This is a genomic window from Tenacibaculum agarivorans, assembly GCF_001936575.1.
In the GTDB taxonomy this organism is placed as follows: domain Bacteria; phylum Bacteroidota; class Bacteroidia; order Flavobacteriales; family Flavobacteriaceae; genus Polaribacter; species Polaribacter agarivorans.
In genome coordinates this window covers 1-25587 of sequence record NZ_MSMP01000035.1, presented here as the reverse complement: position 1 = coordinate 25587, position 25587 = coordinate 1, and the positions used below count along the sequence as shown (strand labels likewise).

Sequence of the window (25587 nt, the reverse complement as noted above, 5' to 3'; positions counted from 1 at the left end):
TAATTACTCTACAAATATAAATACTGGAAATCAAATAACCACTGAAAAACAAGAATATTTTCAACAAAAAAAACATCTTAAACAAATGTTTAACAGGTGGTTCACCAATAAAAAGAAGTAAGTTTTACCATTAATACCTGTATCCTTTTTAGAGATTAAATTACTGCTATTTTTTTAACAATATATTTTATAATTATATAAAAAACCATTTCAACGTGTTTTTACCCCATTTCAGCTTTTTTGAATTTTATAAGCTCTGTAACAATTCTAGTTTTGAAGTGTCATTAAAAAAACTAAAATCAAATGAAAAGCTTAAAACTACTAATTACATTATCTATTCTAACGTTTGGAATAAATCATGCCCAATTTAGTATCAGTGGAAAAATTGTTGACGATCAAAATCAATCTTTACCATTTGCTAATGTTGTTTTATTGAATCAAGATAGCAACGCACAGCCCAAGGGTGTAGTTTCAGATGACAATGGAAATTACACTTTTGAAAATCTAAAAAAAGGAAACTATACAATAGAAATTTCAATGTTAGGTTTTAAAACCAAAACTTCTGATAAAATTCAACTTTCAAAGGACGTTATTTTAAACTTTACTCTTGTAGAAGAAAATCAAGCTCTGGACGAAGTAGTTGTAAAAAGTAAACGTCCTGTTATTAAACAAACAGCCGAAAAATTAATTTTAGATTTAGAACAATCTGAGATGTTAAACAGTAATTTACAAGATGTAGTAAAAAGAGTTCCTGGAGTTTTGGTGACTAACAACGGTATTAACTTCGCAGGAAGATCAGATATAAGAATCCTGATTAATGGGAAAACTACCGATTACATGGATACACAAACTCTTTTGAGAGATTTACCTGCAGATAATATTGCTAAAGTTGAATTAATTGAACAACCAGGAGCTGAATTCGATGCAGAAGGTTCTGGACCAATAATTAATATTATTCTTAAAAAGAATGTAAAATTAGGGACTCATGGTTCTGTAGGATTTTGGGTAGGTGAAGATGAAGGTATTGAATATGGTACAAGCGCATCTATTGCTAGTTATAAGAATAAGCTTAATTGGCAACTAAATACAGGGTTTTCCGCTCCTACTTGGAGAGATGACTTATTCATTAACAGAAGAGTAGAAAATACGGTTACTAACTCTATAGATACTTATGACCAAACCACTATAGAACCGTTTGATCCTAAATATCTAAGATTTGGAGGTGGTTTAGATTATTTCATTAATGACAAACATTCTGTAGGAATAAACTCTAGATACAATACAACAGATTCTGATAGAATCTCAAATGCTAGAATAGTGATTGATACAAACAGCAGTCAAAGAATTATACTTTCTGACAATGACTTTGATAGAGATAGAAAAACATTTACGATCAATCCTTATTATGAATATAAGTCAGAAAAAGACAAGCTTGTAATTGACTTTAACTATATCAACTTTGCTGATGATAATGTTAACATCAATTCCGTTCTAAATGGAAGTACAGAAACCTTACCTAATCAAAAATTTGTACAAAGTGGAAAATTCTCTATTAGAACCATTAAAGGAGATTACAACAAAACACTATCAGATAATTTCAAATTAAGTTTCGGAACAAAATATTCTGATATTGATACAGATAGTGATTTACAATTATTTTTACAAAATGGGACAAGTGATTTCATCTTTCAACCCAACGATAGCGACCGTTTCTTAATTGATGAAGAGATTTTTGCTGCCTATACTAAAGTTAATGCAACTGTAAACACTTGGTCTTTTTCAGCAGGTTTACGTTACGAAAATAGTGTTACTAAAGGTACTTCTAGAACTACTAATACTACATTACAACGAAAAATTTCTGAATTCTTCCCAAGTGCATCTATTAGCAAAAAGATTACGGAAAAGTTAGGTGCAAATGTGGCTTACAGTTATCGTATTAGAAGACCAAATTACAATAGTTTGAATTCATTTGTTACTTTATACGATGTGATTACTAGCGAACGTGGAAATACTAGATTAATTCCAGCATTTACAAACAACCTACAATTCAATTTAACATTTGACAATCAACCATTCTTTACTGTAAGTTATAGTGAAACTAAAGACGATTTGTTCTTATTTATTTCTCAAGAGGAAGTAACTCCAACCAATCAGAATGCACAAATTTCTAGAACTACAATAAATCTTCAAGATCGAAAAAACTGGAATTTTAGAATTTTCGGACCGTTAGATTTTATCCAAGATGTAGAAGGTTTTACAGGTTTCATAGTCGATTATAATAAATTTGAATCTGGTGTAACTGATATTGTTACAGTTCCTTTTTCATTATCTAAATGGAATTTAGGATGGTATACTCAAGCAAGCTATGAATTACCATGGGAAATTGACGCAGAAATGTCTAGTTACTTTGGAACAGGAGCTTTAGAAGGACAAATAAATGTGGGATGGATTGGAAATCTAGACTTCTCATTCGGGAAAAAGTTTTTAGATGACCGATTGAAAGTGAATTTAGGAATCAATAAAGTATTAGATAGAGGTTTTGTAGGAACTGTAAATTATAACAACATTGATGCTAACATAGAAAGTAATGGATCTAGACAAAATGTGCAACTTAGATTAACATACAATTTTGGTGCTAAGTTTGGTAAGAAGAAAAGTAAGAGAAATGCTTCTCAAGAAGAACAAAATAGAATTCAAGATAATAACTAATACAACATGGAGAAGAATAGTATTACAAAGCAGATTGTGTTATTTATTACTTTTTTTATAGTGATTCTACTAACTAATAATGTTGTAAAAGATTACCTAATTTCTAACGAGATTTACGATTATAATACTCATTTATTAGTAAAAACAGCTAGTAACATCATATTGACTTTAATCTCATTCCTATTTATTTGGAAGAATGATCTTTCTAATTTAGGAGGATTGAACTCGTACAAACCTGAAAAGAAACATTTATTATGGTTTCCTCTACTCTATTTTGTTGCATTAAACCTTGTATTTGCTGATGACATCCCTAACTTTAGTCTATACCAAATTTTAATTTTAGCTGTATACTGTGTTAGTATAGGTTTTTCCGAAGAATTTAGTTTAAGAGGTGTTCTTTTACCTTTATTCATTAAACTTGGCAGTAAGGATAAAAAGTCGATTACCAAAGCCATAATAATTTCTGCTTTAGCTTTTGGTTTAGCACACTTAATCAAATTTGACAAAGGTATATTTGGTGAGATATCACAACTCTTTTTTGCTACTTTTATTGGCTTTTTATTTGGTGCATTACTAATAGCTACAAAAAGTATTTATCCGTTAATTATAATTCATGCACTAATAGATTTTGCTGCAAAAATTGATCGCATAGGCATTCCTTTTCAAAAAGGAATTACAAACCAAACAGATCTAACAGGGGCTGTTTTTTCAATTATACTTTCCTTACCTTGCCTTTTATTTGGTCTTTATGTAATAAAAAAACATATTCCAGAAAAAATTCAACTCAATGAATACTAAGCTTAATAAGTCGGACTGGATAATTCTTTCAGTTATATTTTCGGTTACTATATTACTTAACTGTATTGATTATTATAGACAAGGCAATAGGTTAATCGAGTATATAATTGATTTTCCTAGCTCAGCTATAATTTCTATTATAATCATTTTAATGTTTATACACTTAGTTCCTAAACTGTTAATTGAACAAAAAAAATATATTTCTTTCTTTGTTTTAGCTACGCTATTGCTAACATTCTTTGGTACTTTAGAAAATATTATTGGTAGATTTACTGCAGGAAAACCTTTAAGTGACATTAAAAACATTTTTCTATACTTACAAAAAGGTTTATACAATGCAACTGACATGGTAGGGTTCCCTCTTGGAATCTTATTAATGAAAAAGTTTTATGAAGGTCAAACGCAGTTTGCAGAAATAGAAAAACAACAAAAAGAAAATGAGTTAAAGTTATTACGCTCTCAAATTGATCCTCATTTTTTATTCAATAATCTGAATACTTTGGATAGCTTAATTGATACTGATTCTAATAAAGCGAAAGAATACATTAATCGTTTATCTTTGATTTACAGGTATTTAATCCAAACTAAAGACTCTGAAGTAATGGAGTTATCCAAAGAAGTACAATTTGCAGAAAACTACATTTTTTTAATCTTAACCCGTTTTGGTAACGACTATAATTTTTCTATTGAAAATAATGCTACAGTTGAAGATTTATTCATTCCTACAGGAGCTATACAAACCTTACTAGAAAATGTAGTAAAACATAATAAACCAAGTGGAAACATAGCTATAAAAACAAAGATTCAAATTACCAATGATTATTTAACTGTATTAAACTCAAAATCTGATCTAATGGTAAAAAAAGATTCATTAGGTACTGGATTAGAAAATTTAAAAACAAGATACTTGTTATTATCTGACAAAGAGATTAGTGTTATTAATACAGCTAATGAGTTTAAAGTTATCATACCTATAATCAAGTTAGCAGAATAATCTATGAAACGTTTAATAAGTTCTCTTGTTTTATTAATTGCAATTTTTGTTATTGCTTTTATTCAAATAGATGAGAGTAGTAAAAAAATAGATCTCTTGAGAAAAAAGAATGATACAACTTCTCAATTTATGATTAACAAGGTTAATAGTTCTAATGACATTGAGTTTTTAAGAAATACAGCTGTAGACTATATTCAACTTAGTAAAACTAAGAGATATCAAGATAATGATTCTGCTACCTTTCAAATAAGATTATTTTTATTCCATGCAGTTTTGCTAACTATTCTAATCGGTTTAACTGTTTTTGAAATCTTTACAAGACTTAAAAAAGATGATTTATGAAAATACTAATATTAGAAGATGAAATGCCTGCTTACCAAAAGTTAGAAAGTTATCTTAATGACTATTTTGGAAATGAAGCACCACATGATTGGGCAAGATCTGTAAAAGATGGTAAAAAGTTTTTAGCGCAAAATACTTACGACTTTATTTTATCTGACATTCAACTTTTAGACGGAATTTCTTTTGATTTATTTGATGAAATTAATACAGACATTCCTATTATTTTTTGTTCTGCTCATGACGAGTATTTATTTAAAGCTTTTAATACTAATGGAATTGCTTATATCTTAAAACCATATACCAAACTGGAATTAACTAAAGCTATAGAAAAATATAAATCGTTATTTAAAAAAGGAAGTTATAACAATTTAAATACTGAGATTCTATCAGAACTAAAATCTGCTTTAAAGGAAGAAAACACGAGTTATAAAAAGAGATTTGTAATTAAAAAAAGCACTGGCATTCAGCTTTTAAATGTCATAGACATAACTTTTATAGAAGCATCAGGAGATTTTTGTTTTGCTATAGATAAAAATGGGAAAAGACATACCATTTCTCAAAATTTAGGTTCTATTTACTCTCAATTAAATCCTGTGAAATTCTTTAAAATTAATAGAAGTGAAATTGTAAGTATTGATTATATAGAAGGTATTGAAAATCATTTTAAAAACAGATTATTACTCTCTGTAACTGGATACAAAGAAAAACCAATGACCAGCTCCTCAACAACAGCAGAATTCAGAAAATGGCTAGAACAATAAACATAAAAAGACTCGAGTTTTCGAGTCTTTTTTGATATATAAACGATTGTAATTTATTTTTTAATCTCTATCTAAAAAGATTTGTATAACGTACCAAAATAATAACATTAAAGATGCAAATAACCCTAATGCTGCTGGTATGTAATCTTCGGTTGTGAATTTGTGTACTAAGTTTGATGTTTGATATAAAATAGATCCACCTGCTAATACACACATACCAACTGAAAACCATAATCCTAAATTAAACCCAAATAAAGCACCAGCTACAATTAAACCAATAGCAATAAAGAAGCCTATTGTGATTGCAGATCTTAAAAAAGAGAAGTCTTTTTTTGTTATAAATACTATAGATGACAATCCTGCAAACAAAGTTAATGTTACAATACTTGCTTGTTGAAGAATTGCTATCCCTTCTGGTCCCATTAATCGAGTTACAATAGCTAGTAAAGGAACAAAAATAATAGCTTCAGCAAATACATAACCTGCATAGGCCATATACTGTAAATTTTTATCCGTAGTTCTTAAAATTGTACTTTCGGCATAATTAGTAACTAACATAAAACCTCCGAGTAATAATAACCATTTCCAACCTTGTGTCATTGAAAACATAAAATTCACAATAGTATCGCTTTGTAATAAAAAGAACTCAAAAACCATAAATAGCAATACACCTCCTGCTACATGTGCATAAGTTTTCTTGTAAAACTCTACTCTTTCTAGTTCTGTTGAATGCGCTACTAAAACTCTGTTGTTATCAAATGAATTGAATGAATTTTCCATAATAATTTTTAATTTAATTTTTCTTTCACAAAGGTATAATTTATTTTCAAATAAAAAGCTCAGTAAAAAATTACTGAGCTTTTCTATATTTTAATCGTTTAATTTCAATACGGCCATGAATGCTTGTTGTGGTATTTCTACATTACCAACCTGGCGCATACGTTTTTTACCTTTTTTCTGCTTTTCTAATAGTTTACGTTTACGTGAAATATCTCCTCCATAACACTTAGCAGTTACATCTTTACGTAATGCTTTTACCGTTTCACGAGCAATAATTTTTGCTCCAATAGCAGCCTGAATTGGAATATCGAACTGTTGACGTGGAATTAATTCCTTTAACTTCTCACAAATACGCTTTCCTATAGAATACGCATTACTATCATGTAATAACGAAGAAAGTGCATCTACCGATTGCCCGTTCAATAACATATCTACACGAACCAGCTTCGATTTTTTCAATCCAATTGGGTGATAATCAAAAGAAGCATAACCTTTAGAAACTGTTTTTAATCGATCATAAAAATCAAATACAATTTCAGCTAATGGCATTTCAAAAATCAATTCAACACGCTCTGGAGTTAAATAAGTTTGATTAATGATTTGTCCTCGCTTTTCTATACATAAACTCATTACTTGACCTACAAAATCAGATTTAGTAATGATTGAAGCTTTAATAAAAGGCTCCTCTACTCTATCTAACTTAGATGGGTCTGGCAAATCAGATGGATTATTTACAACAATAATCTCGTCTGGTTCTTTCTTAGTATAGGCATGGTAAGATACGTTAGGAACCGTTGTAATAACTGTCATATTAAACTCACGCTCTAAACGCTCTTGAATAATTTCCATGTGTAACATCCCTAAGAATCCACAACGGAAACCGAAACCTAATGCTGCAGAACTTTCAGGTTGAAATACTAAAGAAGCATCATTCAATTGTAACTTCTCCATAGAAGCTCTTAATTCTTCATAATCTTCCGTATCTACAGGGTAAATTCCTGCAAATACCATTGGCTTTACATCTTCAAAACCTTCAATAGTATCTGTAGTTGGAGTTGCAAAATCAGTAATTGTGTCTCCTACTTTTACTTCTTTTGCCGTTTTAATACCTGTTATTAGGTATCCTACGTCTCCAGTTTTTATTTCTTTTTTAGGTTCTTGATTCAATTTTAATGTACCAACCTCATCAGCAAAGTAATCATTTCCGGTAGCCATGAATTTAATCTTCTGATTCTTCTTTATAGAACCATCGATAATTCTAAAATAAGTTTCAATTCCACGGTAAGAATTGTAAACACTATCAAAAATTAAGGCTTTTAAAGGAGCATCAGGATTTCCTTTTGGCGCAGGAATTCTATCAATAATTGCTTCTAAAATTTTATCTACTCCAAAACCAGTTTTACCACTAGCAGGAATTACTTCTTCAGGATCACAACCTAACAAATCCACGATATCATCAGTAACTTCTTCTGGATTTGCAGATGGTAAATCTACTTTATTCAATACTGGAATAATTTCCAAATCATTTTCTAAAGCCAAGTATAAATTAGAAATTGTTTGTGCTTGTATACTTTGAGCTGCATCTACAATTAACAATGCTCCTTCACAGGCTGCAATAGAACGAGAAACTTCATAAGAGAAATCAACATGACCTGGAGTATCAATCAAATTTAAGATAAACGGTTCTCCATTATGGACATAATCCATTTGAATGGCATGTGATTTAATCGTGATTCCACGCTCACGCTCTAAATCCATATTATCTAACAACTGATCTTGTTTCTCGCGTTCGGTTACAGTCTGGGTAAAATCTAATAATCTGTCTGCAAGCGTACTTTTTCCATGATCAATGTGCGCGATAATACAAAAGTTTCTAATGTTCTTCATTCGTTCTATTAACTTCTAATGACCGACAAAGATACGCTATTTGAAAGGCTATATCAAATAAAAAGTTATGCCAAAACTTTATCATTTTTTTGATTTGCTTAAGATGTGAATTTAAAGGATTCAAATTCCTTTTATTTGACCTTTTCATGATCCTTTCAACCCTTTTTTTTCCTTTTTAACTATTTATAATTCCTCTTAACACCTTTTAATTACTGAGAAAACCTACTTACTACATAAATTTGTCAACGTTAAACAACAATACGAGATAAAAATTAGTTTATATAAATGGAATTAAATTAACAAGTAGTTATTTTTATTAATAAATTTAAGTCCAATATATATTAATCATAAACTAACACAATCCTCTAATTATGAAAAATTCAATCAAACTATCGTCTTTGGTTCTAGGTTTATTAATCGCTAGTTGTTCTTCATCAGAAGTTCCAGCAGAAGACCCAATAGATCCGTCAACTAAGATCACGTACGAAAAAGATGTTAAAAGCATCATTAATTCAAGCTGTGCTACTGCCGCTTGCCATGACAATGTATCACCTACAGCAGGTTTATCACTTACTACGTATGATTTAGTGAGAAATGCTGCTGAAAATGGTAATCTTTTTGGTAGAATTAACAGCACTACTAATTTTATGCCTCCTACAGGACAATTACCCAGTCCTACCAGAAACATTATTAATAAATGGAAAGACGACGGTTATCTAGAACAATAAACAATTCACCCAATATCACTATGAGACTTTTTATTATTATAGTATTGATTTCTCAATCAATATTCAGTCAAAAATATTATACCAGAACTGGTTCAACTGGATTTAAAGCTAATGTTGCAGCTTTTGAACCTGTACAAGCTTTAAATAAAAGTACATCCGCTATACTAACTAATGATGGAAGGATTGCTTCGCAACTTTTTATTAGTGCTTTTAAATTTAGAGTTGCTTTAATGCAAGAGCACTTTAATGAAAATTTTATGGAATCTAATGAGTTCCCTAAAGCTACTTTTAAAGGACATATTAAAGATCTAGATGTAAAATCTTTAACTGGAAGTAAAGAAGTTGATATTAAAGGATCCATAAACATTAGAGGAATAGATAAAGAAATAGAAACTAAAGGGACAATTTCTAAAGTTAATGATAAAGTTATACTCACCTCTAACTTTATATTGCTTCCTGGTGATTTTAACATTAAAATTCCTAGCGTTGTACGTAAGAAAATAGCTAGAGAAATTACTGTAGATTTAAACTATGAGTTTTCTAAAAAAAAATAAAGTAACTCTTCTCATTGTAGCACTGATCATTATAGGATCTGTTATAGGTTATCAACAAATTTTCAAAACAACAGAAGATGTTGCACAAACTACCAAAGTTGATTTTGAAGGTACGTCCAAAGATTTTTTAACCTTATTAAATACAGATGCATCTATATGGAATAATAAGGTAATTGTTATTGAAGGTGTTGTATCTGCTGTAAACGATGAAGGAATTATTCTTGACAATACTATCTTTTGTCAGTTTACTGATAATGCTATTTTGACTACGTTTAAAGAAAATCAAACACTAAAAGTGAAAGGTCTTGTTATTGGCTATGATGATCTTTTAGAAGAATTAAAACTAAACCAATGTATTATAAACAACTAATCAAATTATTTGCATTTCTATTTATTTTAAGTTCAAATTTTGTTACTGCTCAAGATGATTTGCTTAAAGAATTAGATGATGAGATTAAAGCAGAAGAAGCTAAACAAGATGATACGTCTAAAAACAAAGAAAAGTCATTTGAACTACCTGCTTTTAAAACATTAAAAATTGCCAATTTACAATCTACAAAAGTAGCTGAAAAAGGTGATTTATACTTAGTAGTTTCTCATAGATTTGGACCTTTAAAAGATGGATTAGATACGTTTTTAGGTTTAGATCAGGCCAACACTAAAATTGAATTATTATATAGTTTTTTCGATGGTATTCAGTTTTCAATAAGTAGAGAATCTTTTGAAAAAACAGTTGCTTTTGCTAGTAAAGTAAGATTAGCTAGACAATCAGATTCTTTTCCTTTAAACCTTTCAGGTTATGGAACGATCAATATTAATACTGAATTGAATAACAGAAGATTTACGAATTATAGAATGATTGATGAAGATAGATTTAGTTATGCTTTACAATTATTAGCTTCTCGTAGATTTTCTAAAAATTTCTCTTTTCAAATTGCTCCAACTTATGTTAGAGAAAATTTACAAATCTTAGAAGAAACAGGTACTGCAAATCATAATCAATTTGCCTTAGGTTTGGGTGGCCGCATAAAACTAAGCAAACGCGTTAGTTTTAATGCAGAATACACCCATAACTTTAATAGAGATGAAAACTCAATTTTTTATAACCCATATGCTTTTGGTGTAGATATTGAAACTGGAGGACATGTATTTCAATTATTATTTACCAATGCACAATCTACCAATGAACCTGGATTTATTAGTAATGCTGATGGAGATATTGTATTTGGATTTAATATTGTAAGAGTATTCTAACCTAAAGCATACAACTTAGTGTATCTAATTAATCATGAATATCATGATTTGGATACACTAAGTTTATTTGTTTTCTAATTTTATCTAAAGTTTGTATCAATTGCAAACTGAAATTATTTGAAAGTACCGGGCTTTCAATTACTCCTTTATCTAGACACTCCATAACATGGGCAGCTTCAAAGTAATATCCATATCCTGCCCCATCATCTTCTTTCAATTCTTCAATTCCATTTTCAGTTTTAATCACAATTGGACAGTTCATTTCTCTAGAAATTTGTACCGTCCCTTTTTCAAAATGAAAAATAGAATAGTTACAAGAATCATTCATAAAACCTGCTCGTAAATAAGCTCTTTTATCATTTTCATATTCAAAAATAATATCTATATGTTGGTCAGAACCTGTAGGACTTTTTATAGCATTTGTAATTATATTTTCAGGAACCCCTAAAGTTTCTAATGCCGTAAAAACAGGATAAATACCAATATCTAATAAAGCCCCTCCTCCCAAATCTAAATTATATAATCTGCTTTGATCATTGAAAGGTGAATGAAACATAAAATCAGACTGTACCATTTTCAATTCTCCTAATTCTTTAGAAGCGATAATTTTTAATATTTTTTGAAAAGTAGGTACTAAACGAGTCCAGAAAGCCTCCATTAAAAAAGTTTGATGGTGTTTTGATGCATCGATCATCGATTGCACTTCGCTCTCATTAATAGCAAATGCTTTTTCGCATAATACGGCTTTATTATGTTGTAATGATAATAGAGTATGTTCACAATGAAATGTATGTGGTGTAGCAATGTAAACAATATCTACTTGTTCATCTTCTAACATTTCTACATAACTTCCATATGATTTTTCAAACCCGAATTTTTCTGCAAAACCCTGAGCTTTAGATAAGTCACGTGAAGCAGTAGCATATAGGTTTGCATTGTCCAACAATTGTAAATCCCCTGCAAATATTTCTGCAATCCATCCACAACCTAAGATTGCCCAATTGTATTTTTTCAAAATAAAGTAATTAAAATTTAAAAATAAAAGGTACTATTATAAACAAGTACAAATTAGTAGTAAATATTCAAAATCACCTCAAAAATCAACTTGACAAAATCCCGACACAAAGTCCAAAACCTACAATACCAATTACAATCAAAAAAATAGCACATCCAATTAAAAATTTGGATGCTTGTTTATGCTCTTTTTTGAGTAAAACTCCTATAAGTATTAAAATAAAAGGAAGAAGTAGTATTGTAAATCCAAAAAACATATTTCAATTTAATTAAAAGCCACCAAAGCACAAACCTATTCCTATTAATAAATAAAGTACGGCTAGAATATAAAAAACAACAGCTAACTCTTTATACTTCTTTCGTAATAAAAGTCCAATGGTAATTAACAGAATTGGTGGTAATAATAATACTATAAAAACTATGACTACTATACCAGACATATCTCCGACTTCTAAAATCATACACTTTCTTTTTTAAGTTCTTCTAATCGTTTCTTTTTATCATCTCTATAAAACAGATTCATAGTTTCAAAAGGAATGATTTTATAGTCTTTATCCACGATATGAACACATGACTTTTTGATCGCTCTAACATCAAAATTATAGGCATCTATAAACTGCATGATAATAATTCGAAATAAATTATCGTAGCCCAAATTAGGGGCATCAATGTTAGGTAAACAGCACATTATAGATTTCAGATTTTCTTCAGCAACCTCTACTGAATTCCCTGTACTAAACAACTCAATCATTTTACCATGTAATTGTTCATCTTGTTCATACACAATAGTGTTTTTACTATTATCTAAAAGATCTGCTGGATTCACATATCGTGTTAATGGAAAAACTTCTCCATCTAACTTTAATGCATACCCCATAACTAATGCATCAGGATTACAGGGCACAGGAATTAAATCGTCTCCATTAAAAACAGGGGCTTGTTCTAAAATTTTTCTTCTAACTTCCGTTAAGGTTAATCGATCAGTTTCAGGATTAAAGTTCTCTAATCTTCCTGCTATTTGTGTAGGCTGAAATGTTACTCCGCGCACACATTTTTGTTGTAGTGCGTACTCTATGATTTGCCCTATTTCATCGTCATTTTGCCCCTTTTGAAGCGTAACTACTAATGTTGTTGATAAATTGACTTCATTTAAATTCGCTATAGCTTGTTTCCGTATTTCAGTCAATTTTGCACCACGCATTTGTTGCAGTACCTCTTCTTTAAATGAATCAAACTGTAAGTAAATTTCAAAATCAGGGGTGTAACTTTTTAATCGTGCTACAAAATCTTTGTCTTTCGCTATTTTAATCCCATTAGTATTGAGCATTAAATGGCGAATGGGTAGTGATTTTGCATAATCCAAAATTTCAAAAAACTGAGGATGAATAGTTGGTTCTCCACCACTTATTTGTACAACGTCTGGTTCCTTTTCATTTTTCACTATAGTATCTAACATTTTTTTCACCTCATCTAAGGTTCTATGTCTTCCATAATGTGGGGAAGAACCTGCATAACAGGTTGGACAGGTTAAATTACATCGATCTGTTACCTCTAAAACGGTTAAACAGGAATGCTGTTCATGATCTGGACATAAACCACAATCATATGGGCAGCCATAATGCGTTTTTGTATTGAAAGTATATGGTGTTTCTGAAGGTTTGTTATAGTTTCTGATATTCTTATAATATTCAACATCATCAGCAATTAATACTTTAGAAGTTCCATGCTCTGGACATCTTTTTAACATGTATACTTTATCATTTTCAAACACAATTTTGGCATCCACTCTCCGTAAACATTCAGGACATAAACTTAGTGTAAAATCGTAGTAGGTATATTTTCTAACGGGCATATTTCATAGCTTTTAATATAAATCTATAGTAATATAACCAACAAATTATGCATAATATTTGAATACTACTCAATCCAAGCACAAAAAATTGATTCGGTTTTAAAAATTCTATACCAAATCGAAAGCCAAAATATGAGAGCATAAATAGTTTAAAAAGATCTCCTCTTTCATTAATCTTTTTACTGCATATTTTTAAAATGAAGAACAAAATCAATAAAAAAAGTAGTTCATATAAAGCTATAGGATGCCGAAGTAATCCATCCCCTAAATCCATCCCCATAAAGAAGTTTGTTTCCTTACCATAAGTAAATTCATTTACTCCTGATAAAAAACAACCAATTCGACCAATGAAAATTCCCAAGATAATAGGTAGCGTAAATAAATCTCCAGAAGAATGTTTTTCTCCTATAATCTTTTTGGCTAACTCTACCCCTAGCAAACCTCCAAACAAACCTCCCATAATGGTTTTTACATTCAACAAATACACTATTGACTTTTGACTCCATAATTGCGGATGTTCTAAAAGTCCTACTATTCTAGAGCCCAAAAGTGCTCCAATAGCCGCTCCTAAAATGATATACAATCTGTTGGTTGAAGAAATAATATCTTTTTGATGTCTCTTCAGATAGGCATAATATCTATATCCTAAGAAAAAAGCCAAATACTCTAAAATTAGATGAATATTGATTGTATAGTTGAAAATAACGGGTTCAAAAGGGATATCCAACGGTTAATTTTTTTGATTGCTATCAAACTTATAAAAAAGTCTTCCATTAATAAGCAACCAAAAAGTTGCGCATAAAAAATAAATACCATAATTTAGCAACCATAAAGTTGCCTATAATCTTTAAATTTTAAAATTATGAAAGACACAATCACAAAAGAAAAACTTTTCAAACACCCAATAGAGGATATCTGGAAAGCGATTTCTGAAGGAAAAAAAATTAGTGAGTGGTTTTTAAATGCTGATTTTAAACCCATTGTTGGGTACCAGTACACCTTTTCTTCAAAAGAAGAAGATTGCAGTGAGATTAAAGGAGAAGTAAAAAAAGCATCTCCTTACGAATTAGTCTACACATGGATAGTTTCGGGCACAAGTATTGAAACTACTGTAACCTGGTTATTAGAACCAATCCAAAATGGCACTAAGCTAACTCTAACACACACGGGGATTGCTAATTATCCACACGAAACTGCAATAAAAATGTTTGACAGTTTTACTGGTGGATGGATAAACTGTTTAAATTTACTGAATGATTATTTAGCAAAATATGTCGAAGCAAATTAATACAGATTTACTTTTTAAAGCTATAGCTGACCCTACTAGACGTAAAATTTTCCATGTGTTAGTAGTGGCAGCTTCTGCTATGTCTATAACTCAAATTGCAAAAGATTTTGATATGACTAGACAAGGAGTAACTAAACATATTAAAACTCTTGAATCTGCTGGTTTAGTGGAAATAAAAACAGAAGGAAGAGAACGTTTTTGTTTTCCTAACACCAAGCCTTTAAAAGAAATAAAAAACTGGTTAAATTTCTACGAACAATTCTGGGATAATGCATTAGATCAGCTTGGTAGTTATTTAGATCAAAAAAAGTAAAAACCATTATTCAAAAAAACTGTAATTTTGCAACGATTTTGAATTATGGTAAAGATTGACAATATAGAACTGCCTGATTTTCCGTTGCTTTTAGCACCAATGGAAGATGTAAGCGACCCGCCATTTAGAGCTTTATGTAAAGAAAATGGTGCTGACGTAGTATATACAGAATTTATTTCTTCTGAAGGTTTAATTCGTGATGCTGCAAAAAGTGTAATTAAATTAGATATTTACGAAAAAGAACGTCCTGTTGGTATCCAAATATTCGGTGCTAATATGGACTCTATGCTTCGTTCTATAGAAATCGTTGAAAAAACGAAACCTGATATTATTGACATCAATTTTGGGTGTCCTGTAAAAAAAGTAGTTTCTAAAGGAGCTGGTGCAGGTATTCTAAAAGATATTGATCTGATGGTAAAACTTACAGAAGCTATGGTGAAGCATACCGATTTACCAGTTACTGTAAAAACGCGCTTAGGTTGGGATCATGATTCTATACGTATTGTAGAAGTTGCTGAACGTTTACAAGATGTTGGAATTAAAGCCATCTCTATCCATGGTAGAACTAGAGCACAAATGTATAAAGGTTCTGCAGACTGGAAACCTATTGCTGCTGTAAAAAACAATCCTCGAATGCATATTCCTGTTTTTGGTAATGGTGATGTTGATTCTCCTGAAAAAGCTATGGAAATGCGTGATTCTTATGGTTTAGATGGCGCTATGATTGGTAGAGCCTCTATAGGATATCCATGGTTTTTTAATGAAGTTAAACATTATTTTGAAACAGGTGAACACTTACCTAAGCCTACAATAGCAGAACGTGTGGAAGTCGCTCGCCGTCACTTACAAATGTCTATTGATTGGAAAGGCGAACATTTGGGTGTAGTAGAAACAAGAAGGCATTACACGAATTACTTTAAAGGGATTCCACATTTTAAAGAACACCGTTTGAAATTAGTGACATCTGATGATCCGAAAGATGTTTTTGATACATTCACAGAGATAGAAAATAAGTTTGGTAATGCCCGAATAGCAGAAATGAAATAATTACCATTCGTCTATATTTCTCTTCCTTTTATCGATGAAATACTAAGAAAAAACTAATAACTTTATGTATAACACACATAAACCTTAATTTTGCTGTGTAATTAATAAGAAATAATCCCTAAGTTATTCCCTTAAATTACTTTGATGCCGTTTAAATGAAACATAAAGTAAATCTTGAAATAACAGATCCCTAAAAAGAAACATTTCCACTGTATCAACCAAAAAATAAATCCCTAGCTAGGTTCGTTTTTTAATCCCCTGTTCTTTTTTAGAGCAATCAAAATCTTACAAAAATCAAAAAATATTTAATATGACATTTACAGTAGTGAATGTCATATTTTCGTTTGAAGAAAGAAGGTAGAAATAAAACACACCGTAATTCAAAATGAATCAGACTATTGTGACTTTATAAAAATTAATGTGTCATACTAATGAAGTTGATTGAATCTTTACACTGATTCAAAATGTTTTTGATAGCACAGATGAAACATAACTTAAATCTTGAAATAATAGATCCCTAAAAAGAAACATCTGTATCAATCAAAAAAAATATACCCTAGCTAGGCTTTTTCATCATTATCTTAAGTGTAGATCTAAGATGCTTCTATAAACTTTCTAGTAATTCTACTACTTGCAATTTTAGAAGCTGCAAAACCTAAAACACAAATGGTTAATGCTACTATTCCTAAATTAAACCATTTAAATTCCACTGGATATGGAATTCCAACCGCAATTTTAATCCATCCCATGTAATATTGCAATAACACTAAAATCACAGCTATAAGTAAACCAATCAACATACCCACGAGACATAACAGTAAACCTTGAAATGTAAAAATTTGTTTGATTTCTTTTACTGTTGCTCCAACGTTAGATAGTGTTTTTAAGTTCTTACGTTTATCTAAAATCATCATAATAATAGACCCTATAATATTAAACAAAGCTATAATTACAATAAGTGTAGCAATAAGATACGAGACAAAGTTTTCTGTATTAATTACTTTATAAATCAATTGATTTAATTGCACTCGAGTTTGTACTTTATACGTACTTCCTAGGGCTTCTTGTAGTTGTTTTGCTTGTTCATCTATAGTTTCTTCGTCTCTAACTTTCAATTCTATACTTGTAACTCTATCGTTTGCTAAGCCTAGTAACTCTTGTGCTACTTCTATTTCAGTAAATACATATTTATTCCTGAAATCTTCAGAACCATTATAAATACCCACTACTTGTGTGTTTGTAGATCTAAACGCATTATTAGGATTCAACAATCCTTTTCCTGGTTTGGGTACAAAAACCTGTAATGGTCTTACATTATTATGAAGTGAAAGTTTAGCATAAATACCATAACCTATAACAGCTGTATTCTGAAACTCAGGATCTATCCAAGTTCCTGACCATAACGAAGAATCTACTTGAACTACTTCATTATAATTTACATCCACACCTTTTACATAAGCGATATGGCTTTTATCTCCATATTTTAAAAAAACACGTTCTTCAACTACTTTAGAAAATGATGCGATATGAATATCTGAAATTAAAATCTCATCTAGTTGTTTACTATACTCAAAACTTTTGCTTTTAGTCGCAGAGATTTTAATATCTGGATCAGAATCATTCAATAAAGAATAACTAAAAGTTCGTAATCCTGAAAAAACAGATAAAATAACAAATAAAGCAATTGTACCTACTATAACACCAAACATAGCTATACTTGTAATGATATTAATAGCGTTAGTGCTATTTTTAGATCGTAAGTAACGTTTTGCTATGTAAAATGGAAAATTCAATGCTTATAAAATTAGCAGCAATGTACTAATTATTATCGGTTATCTTTTTTGACGACGTGGTAATATTTCAGGATTTTTTATTGGATTATCGTCTTCTCCTTTTAGGGATTTGTCAATATCTTCAATGTAATCCAAGCTGTCATCACCAAAAAACAACAATTCAGGCATTCTTCTTAATTGATTTCTTGTTCTTTGTGATAATTCATGACGAATTAATGGTGTATTCGATTTTACACCTTCTACTATTTCTTCTCTTTTTTCTGATGGGAAAACACTTAAATATACTTTTGCCACACCTAAATCTGCCGTAACAGATACTTTAGATACAGATATAATAACTCCCTTCATTCCATTTTGAGCAGCACGCTGTAATACATCAACTAAATCTTTCTGCAGTACGGCCGCTATCTTTCGCTGTCTATTGCTTTCTTCCATGCTGCAAATTTATTGATAAATATTTAATCAATTAGGAATTAAGACTTTTTAATTACGAATTACGAGTTGTGATGTACAACATACTTCAAGCTTCCAAACTTCGAGCTTTAGACTAAAACACAATAATACCTTGTGGTTGGTTTCGACAGGCTTAACCAACCACCTAGTATTATTATATTTTTTTGGAAAAGTAATTGTTATGCTATGGCGTAAAAATTTTATTCTTTATCGCATACATAACCAAACCGACTCTATTTCGAACATCGAGCTTTGTAAATAAACTATCTCGATATCCATCAATAGTTTTAGGACTCAAAAACATCCGTTCTGCAATTTCTTTGTAGGTAAGTTCCGAACAAGCCAATCGCATAAATTTTATTTCGTTTTCCTTAAAATTCACTTGATTTTTGCTACTCTTACCTGAAACAGAATCTAACAATAGATTAGTTACATTTCTAGTATGGTAAAAACCATTTTCCATGATCTCCAATAATGCCTTTTCTAGTACTTCTTTTTGAGTATCTTTTAAAAGATACCCAATAGCACCAGCTTTTAACATTTTAAGAATTGTTCCGTCAGCGTCTTCAACAGAAAGTGCCAATACATGCACATTCGGATAATTAGCGACGATCCACTCTGTAGTTTCTATACCATTCATCACTGGCATATTTACATCCACCAAAACAATATCTGGGATATTCCTTGGAGAGGCTTGAAACTTCTCTTGTACTTCCCCCCCATTTTTACATGTGTATAATACCTTGAATTTGTCAAACGTATTAACCATGCTCTCAATAGCTTGTGATAGAAGTGTATGATCATCTACCACAACAACTGAATACTTCATTTGTTGACTGATTATTAGATTAGTAAATAACTATTGTATAGGGGAGTATACATCATAAAAGTAATAATAAATATTTAATTCTGTACCATAACTAGGTTTAGATTCCAAATTAATTGTAGCGTTAATCAATTGTGCTCTTGTTTTCATATTATGCAAGCCAATTCCCTTTTTTGCTACCTCACTCATGGTAAACCCAATACCATTATCTTTTGCTGTAATGGTTAGTATTTCATCAGTAAAATTTAAAATTACTTCTAATTTAGATCCTTTAGCATGCTTTATCGTATTGGAAAAAAACTCTTGTAAAATTCTGAATAAAATAGTCCCATGCTTCTGATTAATTTCTTTTTCTTCTCCTTGAATTGCTAAACTTGCCTCAATAAACTGTAAACGATTAAAACGCTCTACTTCTAGTTGTAGAGCTTCTTTTAAGGTTACATTTTTTATAAACTCAGGATTGATAAGTTTAGATAGTGTTCGTATTTCTGTTAAACTTTTAGTTATGGTTTCTGAAATATCATCTAAATTTTCAGGAGAGGCTTGTTGCAATTGTATTTTAGCTAAAGTAAGGAGTTGCCCAATATTATCGTGCAACTCCCAACTGATATTTCGTAAGGTTTCTTCTCGTATTTCTATTTGTGTTTCTGCAAGCTCTCGCTCATATCTTTTTTTCTCTTCTGATTTCTCTCGTAATAACTGATTTTTACGGCGTTGAAACACTGTAAAAAGTAACACTAGGAAAACAACAATTAATCCTATTATTATAGTTGATATTATTAGTACTTCTCCTCCTTGTTGCTGCATATAAAACCGTACATAAGAATTAAGTTCATAACTAATGTCAAAATATTCAAAATAACAAATAATGGTCTATCTTTCAAATAGCTAACTATAATAAAAAAGGGTACAGATGGTAAATAAAATGTAAAAAAACTGACTGTTACCCAAAATGGTAGTATTTTTTTGTAGTTAATTATTTCTTCAGATGTTAACAATTGATTCAAATAGAAAAATAAATAAATACTTGTATTAAAAGACCCGATTATAATTGTATAACCTATTTGTTTTTCAAACAAAAACACACCCCATAATATAATGAAAACTATATGCATAATTTGCATAATATTTTTCTTTCTTTTATTACTTATAATTAGTGTATACATTCTAAAAATAAGTGTATACATTATGAGAATGTTAAAATAATGAAGATAAAGAGTATTTTTTCTAAATACGTAAATTAAAACAGCTCCAGAAATCTCTACAATAGCGGTTAAAGCTAATAATAATGTCAAAGCAAAAACAAAAGGTGATTTATCTTTTTTAAAAAAATAATACACCGACATTAATGCTACAAAAACTTGAATAACTACAGTAAAGATTTGAAATTCCATAAAATATTATTTTGAAGGTAATGGAGGAGCTATAGTCCCCATATTTCCTGCACTACTTAACTTCAGTTGTTCACTTTCTCTCATCATTACCATCGATTTTAATACTTGAGACTCTACCTTCTGTAATTGCTCTATCTGTAGATTCGCTTTCAATTTAAAGTTTTTGATATTATCATAGCGCCATTCGTATCCAAATTCTGCTAACATTCGTTTAAAGGTTACTAGCTCTCCTTTCTTAGAATTGATCACATCTACTAACACTTCTTCATTATTCACCATAGTTGTTGGTACATAAAATAAATTTTCATATTCTATAAAGTTCTCATTCTTTGATACTTTACCACTATACACACCTTTAATAAAACTAATTCCTTTTAATCGAATTCCTTTTTCTTCTGCTTGATGTTCCATAAATGCCATATACTTTTTTAATTCTCTAAAATCGAAGGTAGTGATCCTGCTATCTTCAAAACCAAGTATATCTATTAATGGTTTTAATCGGGTTTCATCATAATTTTGCAACATATCTACTACCTCTTCATAGGTTAGTAATGTTTCTAGTTCTGCTGGGTCAATTGGTTTGGCAGGTAGTAACGCTTTATACTCTTTTTTTGTTAACACTTTGAATCCAAAGATTCCTAGAATAGCCTGTAGTATTTTTTTCATGATAATATAAGTTTGTTGTTGACTTTGTCTCAAAAATACAAGCTATTTCAATACGCAAAACAAACAATTTAAGTTCTTATCAAAGAAATCAAGAAGTTATATACTAAAAAACAGGAAAAACCCCTTTTAGCCTTAAGTGTCTTTCCTGTGAGGATTGTAGGGGTTTTCAGTGAATAGTTGTCAATTATCAGTGATCAATAATCACTGATCAATTAACAGTAATCAGTTTTCAGTTGACAGTATTTTTTTATGTAAATTAAAAATAATGGATATAAAAAATTCATTATGAGGCGTTGTCTGAGCGTTCCCTGAGGCTCTCGGAGGAAATGTAGAAAGCAACGACGAAGTAATCTCTTTATCGATAATCAGATTGCTTCATTCTCCCTTCGACATAGCTCACGGTTCATTAACAATGACAAAAATTATTGAAAAAGAAAACCACTTCACAATGATGTGAAATGGTTAGTTTTAAAAAGTTTACAATTAAGTTTTATTTAGCGTAAGGAGGTGTAACCTTACCAAAATTACTTCCAGCACTCTCCAAATCTGATTTTTGAGCTCTTTTAGCCAAATTATCTTGTATTTCTTTATTCGCAACATTTCTATTCTCATAATCTTCCTTACTATCATATACCCAATTGTATCCGTAATTAGCAAATATTTGTTTCATGGTTACTACTTTTTCCGTTGTAGATTGTACAGGGTCAAAAGATATGTTTTTCCCATTAATAGTTGTAGTTGGCATAAGCATAATACTCTGATAGCCTGGTGTACCATAGTCAGCATTTTTCGGATATGCTCCAGAAACAAAATTAATTCCGGTTAATTCAATCCCTTTTTCTTTAGATAACTGCTTTACATAAGCGATATAATTTTCTAAAGTCTCAATAGAATAAAAGTTTATCCGTGTATCTTCATATCCTAGTGCTTGTTCCAAAACTGGCTTTCTTGTTTTATCATAATCCTCTAACCTTTCAATCATCTCTTTGTAAGACAACATATTCCAAGGTCTTTCTACTTCGGCTTCTGCAGTAGGATTTACCGTTTCTTCATCTTTTTGACACGCGATGAACGTTACAGCACTTGTTAATAGTGCAATAGCAACAATTTTAATTGTTTTCATATATATAAAATTTAAATGGTTAATAAATTCATATTAGGAAGCTGTTTTTCATAGCATTTATAATTTAGAAAGTATACAGCTAACAATTTTCTACAAAGTTACTTAACTATTTTCTTTTAATGTTAGTTGAGTGTTAAGTTTTTTTATTTCTATTAAATAATTTTCAATGTGCGTAGATATGAAATTCCACCTCTATGTTTTTAACTATTTTCCAAAACAGCAAGTTGCTTGAATTTATTGAAGGTAACTACTTAACAATTTAAATTACTAAAAACAGATTGCTTCATTCTCCCTTCGACATAGCTCAGGGTTCATTCGCAAAGACAATAAAACACCATCATAAGGCGTTGCCTGAGGTACTCGAAGGCAACGACGAAGTAATCTATAGTTTAAAAACTAAAATCTCCTTATTGACACAAAAATTGTTGCATTCTCTCTTCAACTAGGCTTAGGATTTATTTTCAATGATACTAATAACTTCATCATGATGAGACCTCACAGGTTTTAAAAACCTATGAGGTCTTTTAAAAAAATTTTACTTTTACACTATGGATAAAATAGAACATATTGGTATAGCTGTAAAAGATTTAGAAAAATCAAATCAGCTTTTTGCTTCTTTATTTGGAGCTCCTCATTATAAAATAGAAGAAGTAGAAAGTGAAGGTGTTAAAACTTCATTTTTTAAAACTGGTCCTAATAAAATAGAATTATTAGAAGCTACCAAGCCTGATAGTCCTATTGCTAAATTTATAGAGAAAAAAGGTGAAGGTATTCATCACATTGCTTTTGCTGTAGATGATATTGTAAGTGAAATAGCAAGATTGAAAGAAGAGGGATTTATCGTACTCAACGAAACTCCTAAAAAAGGAGCTGACAATAAACTGGTTGCTTTTTTACATCCTAAATCTACCAATGGTGTATTAATTGAATTGTGTCAAGAAATAACAAAATAACTCCCAGACAAGACTACTAACAATCAAACACTTACCAAAAACCCTACATTTTTTTCGAAAAAAATGTAGGGTTTTTTAATACTCAATTGTATTACTACAGAATTGGGATAAAGCCCCCATAAAAGTTTTATCCCGTAACTAATATTATAACTAAAAACTTTTTAATTATGAAATTATTAAAGCTATTGATTGTGTTTGCTTTAGTATTCACTTCGTGTGAACAAAATGAAGGATTAAACGAGCTTGAAGATCAATCTTCCGTTATTCAGGAAATTGAGGATGCTATTGACGATTTTAACAGTCAAAACCCCGACAATGAAAATGCCGATGGAGAAAATGACGACAACGGAGATGACGGACAGGACGGTGACAACGGTTCTGATGGACAAGATGGAGATGATGGACAAGACGGCGACAATGGATCTGATGACCAAAATGGAGATGACGGACAAGACGGTGACAACGGATCTAATGACCAAAATGGAGATGACGGACAAAACGATGACAACGGATCTGATGACCAAAATGGAGATGATGGACAAGACGGTAACAACGGTTCTGATGATCAAAATAGCGATAATGGAGATAACGGAAATAGCGGAACTGATGACAACAACTGTAGTTTTGAAAATTTAAGAAAAGCTACATCGCCTTCAGGTAAAAGCACTTACGTATTTATGAATAGATTAGGAAATATAGATGCTAGTACTATTGTTTGGAAAGTTAACGGAGGTCAAGTAAATTCTGTGAGACCTAAGTTTATCATCTTAGAAAACCACGTTTCTCAATCTGGTCAGGTTACTGTTTCTTTTGAAGCATCATCACCTTGTGGTAAAGTTGAAAGAACGATTACGTTTGACTACGTAAAGCAATAAATAATAACTAAAAAACTTTTTAAACATGAAATTATTAAAGTTCTTAATTGTATTCACTCTAGTATTTACTGCTTGTGAACAAAATGAAAATCCAGTTGAAGAGGAAAATTTAGCTGAAATAGTTGAAGGAGCAGAAAATGCATTAAGTGAAATGCAAGATTCTGATGACGATAATGGTGATAACGGAGATGGTAATGATGGTGACAACGGGGATAACGGAGACGATAACCAAGATGATTCTGATAATCAAAACGGGGATAACGGAGACAATAACCAAGATGATTCTGACAACCAAAACGGGGATAATGGAGATGATAATCAGGATGATTCTGATGATCAAAATGGGGATAATGGAGACGATAACCAAGATGATTCTGACAACCAAAACGGGGATAATGGAGACGATAACCAAGATGATTCTGACAACCAAAACGGGGATAATGGAGACGATAACCAAGATGATTCTGACAACCAAAACGGGGATAATGGAGACGACAACCAAAATGATTCTGATGATCAAAACGGGAATAATGGAGACGATAACCAAGATGATTCTGATGATCAAAACAACGACAATGGGAATGACGATCAAAACGGAGATAGTGGATCAGAAGAGGAAGAGCCTGGTGATCCAAAACCAATAGATTGTACTGTTTTTGGTAATGGTGTTTTTGAATTTTCTTTTTCTAAAAAGCAATTTGCAGCAGTAAAAATTATAAGCATTAGAGATATTGATCAAAGTTCTATAAAGTGGACTGTTAATGGTACTGTAGTTACTCCAAGAAGACCTAGCTTTATCTTAATTGAAGATCACGTACAACAATCGGGGAAAGTTGAAGTATGTTTTGAAGCTACCTCTACTACATGTGGAACACTATCTTCTTGTACAACAATCGATTTTGTAAAATAAGATCAATTTAATTTTAGATCTCGAAAAGGAATGAAAGCTGTTTTCATTCCTTTTTGTTTTTTATGAATAACCAGTATTTCACTCCTTATGCTTTTAAGAAACTTAAACAATCTTAAATTGAAAATTATACATCTACGATTAATTTTTCGTATATGTCAGTTCGAGTATTTTTTATGAAGTGTTAACGTAGTAAAAAATGTATCGAGAACTATCCGAATACTTCTCGATATAAAATTATTCTTCATTTAATTGCGAATAATTTCACTCGAAGTT

General features: G+C 30.6%; 27 protein-coding genes. 15 read left to right on the top strand and 12 right to left on the bottom strand.

The window, feature by feature from the left end; translation table 11 throughout:
- Positions 1-303 precede the first annotated feature (303 nt).
- The 5 genes from BVC87_RS19250 to BVC87_RS19230 all read left to right on the top strand — a co-directional run bounded on the left by BVC87_RS19250 (position 304) and on the right by BVC87_RS19230 (position 5604).
- Complete coding sequence (locus BVC87_RS19250) at positions 304-2709, top strand: outer membrane beta-barrel protein (protein ID WP_075344039.1); 2406 nt, start codon at positions 304-306, stop codon at positions 2707-2709.
- A 6-nt stretch (positions 2710-2715) separates the two neighbouring features.
- A complete protein-coding gene (locus BVC87_RS19245) occupies positions 2716-3507 on the top strand; it encodes a CPBP family intramembrane glutamic endopeptidase (RefSeq protein WP_075344038.1) in 792 nt (263 codons plus the stop codon).
- Positions 3508-3658: 151 nt separating this feature from the next.
- Positions 3659-4501 (top strand): sensor histidine kinase, encoded by an 843-nt coding sequence (locus tag BVC87_RS19240; protein ID WP_234974696.1) that lies wholly within the window; start codon positions 3659-3661, stop codon positions 4499-4501.
- Positions 4502-4504: 3 nt separating this feature from the next.
- Positions 4505-4843: a hypothetical protein gene (locus BVC87_RS19235; protein WP_075344036.1), complete on the top strand. Its 339-nt coding sequence runs from the start codon at positions 4505-4507 to the stop codon at positions 4841-4843.
- Positions 4840-5604, top strand: coding sequence for a LytR/AlgR family response regulator transcription factor (locus BVC87_RS19230; protein WP_075344035.1), 765 nt, complete (start codon positions 4840-4842; stop codon positions 5602-5604). Before BVC87_RS19235 ends, BVC87_RS19230 begins: the two co-directional genes overlap by 4 nt.
- Positions 5605-5664: 60 nt before the next feature.
- Here the strand turns inward: BVC87_RS19230 and BVC87_RS19225 are convergent, their stop codons facing one another.
- Both BVC87_RS19225 and lepA read right to left on the bottom strand, forming a co-directional pair.
- On the bottom strand, positions 5665-6384 hold the full coding sequence (locus tag BVC87_RS19225; protein ID WP_083629631.1) for a Bax inhibitor-1/YccA family protein: 720 nt from the start codon (positions 6382-6384) through the stop codon (positions 5665-5667).
- Between the two features lie 90 nt (positions 6385-6474).
- Positions 6475-8271 carry a translation elongation factor 4 gene (gene lepA / locus BVC87_RS19220; RefSeq protein ID WP_075344033.1) on the bottom strand — a complete coding sequence of 599 codons (1797 nt, stop codon included), beginning with the start codon at positions 8269-8271 and terminating at the stop codon, positions 6475-6477.
- A 371-nt stretch (positions 8272-8642) separates the two neighbouring features.
- On the opposite strand from lepA, the gene BVC87_RS23255 reads away from it, so the two are divergent.
- Genes BVC87_RS23255 through BVC87_RS19200 form a run of 4 tightly spaced genes read left to right on the top strand, consistent with a single transcriptional unit; the run spans position 8643 to position 10807 of the window.
- Positions 8643-8999: a hypothetical protein gene (locus tag BVC87_RS23255; protein WP_143569844.1), complete on the top strand. Its 357-nt coding sequence runs from the start codon at positions 8643-8645 to the stop codon at positions 8997-8999.
- A gap of 20 nt (positions 9000-9019) precedes the next feature.
- On the top strand, positions 9020-9553 hold the full coding sequence (locus BVC87_RS19210) for a YceI family protein (protein WP_075344031.1): 534 nt from the start codon (positions 9020-9022) through the stop codon (positions 9551-9553).
- On the top strand, positions 9531-9923 hold the full coding sequence (locus tag BVC87_RS19205; protein WP_075344030.1) for a hypothetical protein: 393 nt from the start codon (positions 9531-9533) through the stop codon (positions 9921-9923). The genes BVC87_RS19210 and BVC87_RS19205 overlap by 23 nt, the downstream gene beginning before the upstream one ends.
- Positions 9905-10807 (top strand): DUF5777 family beta-barrel protein, encoded by a 903-nt coding sequence (locus BVC87_RS19200; RefSeq protein WP_075344029.1) that lies wholly within the window; start codon positions 9905-9907, stop codon positions 10805-10807. Before BVC87_RS19205 ends, BVC87_RS19200 begins: the two co-directional genes overlap by 19 nt.
- A gap of 28 nt (positions 10808-10835) precedes the next feature.
- On the opposite strand, the gene BVC87_RS19195 is transcribed toward BVC87_RS19200, so the two are convergent.
- The 4 genes from BVC87_RS19195 to BVC87_RS19180 form a co-directional block, all read right to left on the bottom strand.
- Positions 10836-11822 carry a Gfo/Idh/MocA family protein gene (locus tag BVC87_RS19195; protein ID WP_159439391.1) on the bottom strand — a complete coding sequence of 329 codons (987 nt, stop codon included), beginning with the start codon at positions 11820-11822 and terminating at the stop codon, positions 10836-10838.
- A 268-nt stretch (positions 11823-12090) separates the two neighbouring features.
- Positions 12091-12282, bottom strand: a complete 192-nt coding sequence (locus tag BVC87_RS19190) for a hypothetical protein (RefSeq protein ID WP_075344027.1) — start codon at positions 12280-12282, stop codon at positions 12091-12093.
- Positions 12279-13673 (bottom strand): radical SAM protein, encoded by a 1395-nt coding sequence (locus tag BVC87_RS19185; protein WP_075344026.1) that lies wholly within the window; start codon positions 13671-13673, stop codon positions 12279-12281. Before BVC87_RS19185 ends, BVC87_RS19190 begins: the two co-directional genes overlap by 4 nt.
- Positions 13663-14400 (bottom strand): prolipoprotein diacylglyceryl transferase, encoded by a 738-nt coding sequence (locus BVC87_RS19180; RefSeq protein ID WP_075344025.1) that lies wholly within the window; start codon positions 14398-14400, stop codon positions 13663-13665. The genes BVC87_RS19185 and BVC87_RS19180 overlap by 11 nt, the downstream gene beginning before the upstream one ends.
- 135 nt (positions 14401-14535) lie before the next feature.
- On the opposite strand from BVC87_RS19180, the gene BVC87_RS19175 reads away from it, so the two are divergent.
- Genes BVC87_RS19175 through dusB form a run of 3 tightly spaced genes read left to right on the top strand, consistent with a single transcriptional unit; the run spans position 14536 to position 16321 of the window.
- A complete protein-coding gene (locus BVC87_RS19175) occupies positions 14536-14961 on the top strand; it encodes an SRPBCC family protein (RefSeq protein WP_075344024.1) in 426 nt (141 codons plus the stop codon).
- Positions 14945-15274 carry an ArsR/SmtB family transcription factor gene (locus BVC87_RS19170; protein ID WP_075344023.1) on the top strand — a complete coding sequence of 110 codons (330 nt, stop codon included), beginning with the start codon at positions 14945-14947 and terminating at the stop codon, positions 15272-15274. The genes BVC87_RS19175 and BVC87_RS19170 overlap by 17 nt, the downstream gene beginning before the upstream one ends.
- Before the next feature lie 45 nt (positions 15275-15319).
- A complete protein-coding gene (gene dusB, locus BVC87_RS19165) occupies positions 15320-16321 on the top strand; it encodes a tRNA dihydrouridine synthase DusB (protein WP_075344022.1) in 1002 nt (333 codons plus the stop codon).
- A 593-nt stretch (positions 16322-16914) separates the two neighbouring features.
- Here dusB and BVC87_RS19160 read toward each other — a convergent pair.
- From BVC87_RS19160 to BVC87_RS19130, 6 genes are all read right to left on the bottom strand, one after another.
- On the bottom strand, positions 16915-18114 hold the full coding sequence (locus BVC87_RS19160; RefSeq protein WP_075344021.1) for an ABC transporter permease: 1200 nt from the start codon (positions 18112-18114) through the stop codon (positions 16915-16917).
- A gap of 39 nt (positions 18115-18153) precedes the next feature.
- On the bottom strand, positions 18154-18549 hold the full coding sequence (rbfA, locus tag BVC87_RS19155) for a 30S ribosome-binding factor RbfA (RefSeq protein ID WP_075344020.1): 396 nt from the start codon (positions 18547-18549) through the stop codon (positions 18154-18156).
- Positions 18550-18751: 202 nt separating this feature from the next.
- Positions 18752-19396 (bottom strand): response regulator transcription factor, encoded by a 645-nt coding sequence (locus BVC87_RS19150; protein WP_075344019.1) that lies wholly within the window; start codon positions 19394-19396, stop codon positions 18752-18754.
- 30 nt (positions 19397-19426) lie between these two features.
- Complete coding sequence (locus tag BVC87_RS19145) at positions 19427-20200, bottom strand: sensor histidine kinase (protein WP_075344018.1); 774 nt, start codon at positions 20198-20200, stop codon at positions 19427-19429.
- A gap of 593 nt (positions 20201-20793) precedes the next feature.
- A complete protein-coding gene (locus tag BVC87_RS19135; protein ID WP_075344016.1) occupies positions 20794-21453 on the bottom strand; it encodes a hypothetical protein in 660 nt (219 codons plus the stop codon).
- Between the two features lie 490 nt (positions 21454-21943).
- Positions 21944-22576 (bottom strand): hypothetical protein, encoded by a 633-nt coding sequence (locus BVC87_RS19130; protein WP_075344015.1) that lies wholly within the window; start codon positions 22574-22576, stop codon positions 21944-21946.
- 548 nt (positions 22577-23124) lie between these two features.
- Here BVC87_RS19130 and mce point away from each other — a divergent pair.
- The 3 genes from mce (at position 23125) to BVC87_RS19115 (ending at position 25314) form a co-directional block, all read left to right on the top strand.
- A complete protein-coding gene (gene mce, locus BVC87_RS19125; RefSeq protein ID WP_075344014.1) occupies positions 23125-23529 on the top strand; it encodes a methylmalonyl-CoA epimerase in 405 nt (134 codons plus the stop codon).
- A 167-nt stretch (positions 23530-23696) separates the two neighbouring features.
- Entirely contained in the window at positions 23697-24404 is a 708-nt protein-coding gene (locus BVC87_RS19120) for a hypothetical protein (RefSeq protein ID WP_075344013.1), read from the top strand.
- A gap of 25 nt (positions 24405-24429) precedes the next feature.
- A complete protein-coding gene (locus BVC87_RS19115; RefSeq protein WP_075344012.1) occupies positions 24430-25314 on the top strand; it encodes a hypothetical protein in 885 nt (294 codons plus the stop codon).
- Positions 25315-25587 lie beyond the last annotated feature (273 nt).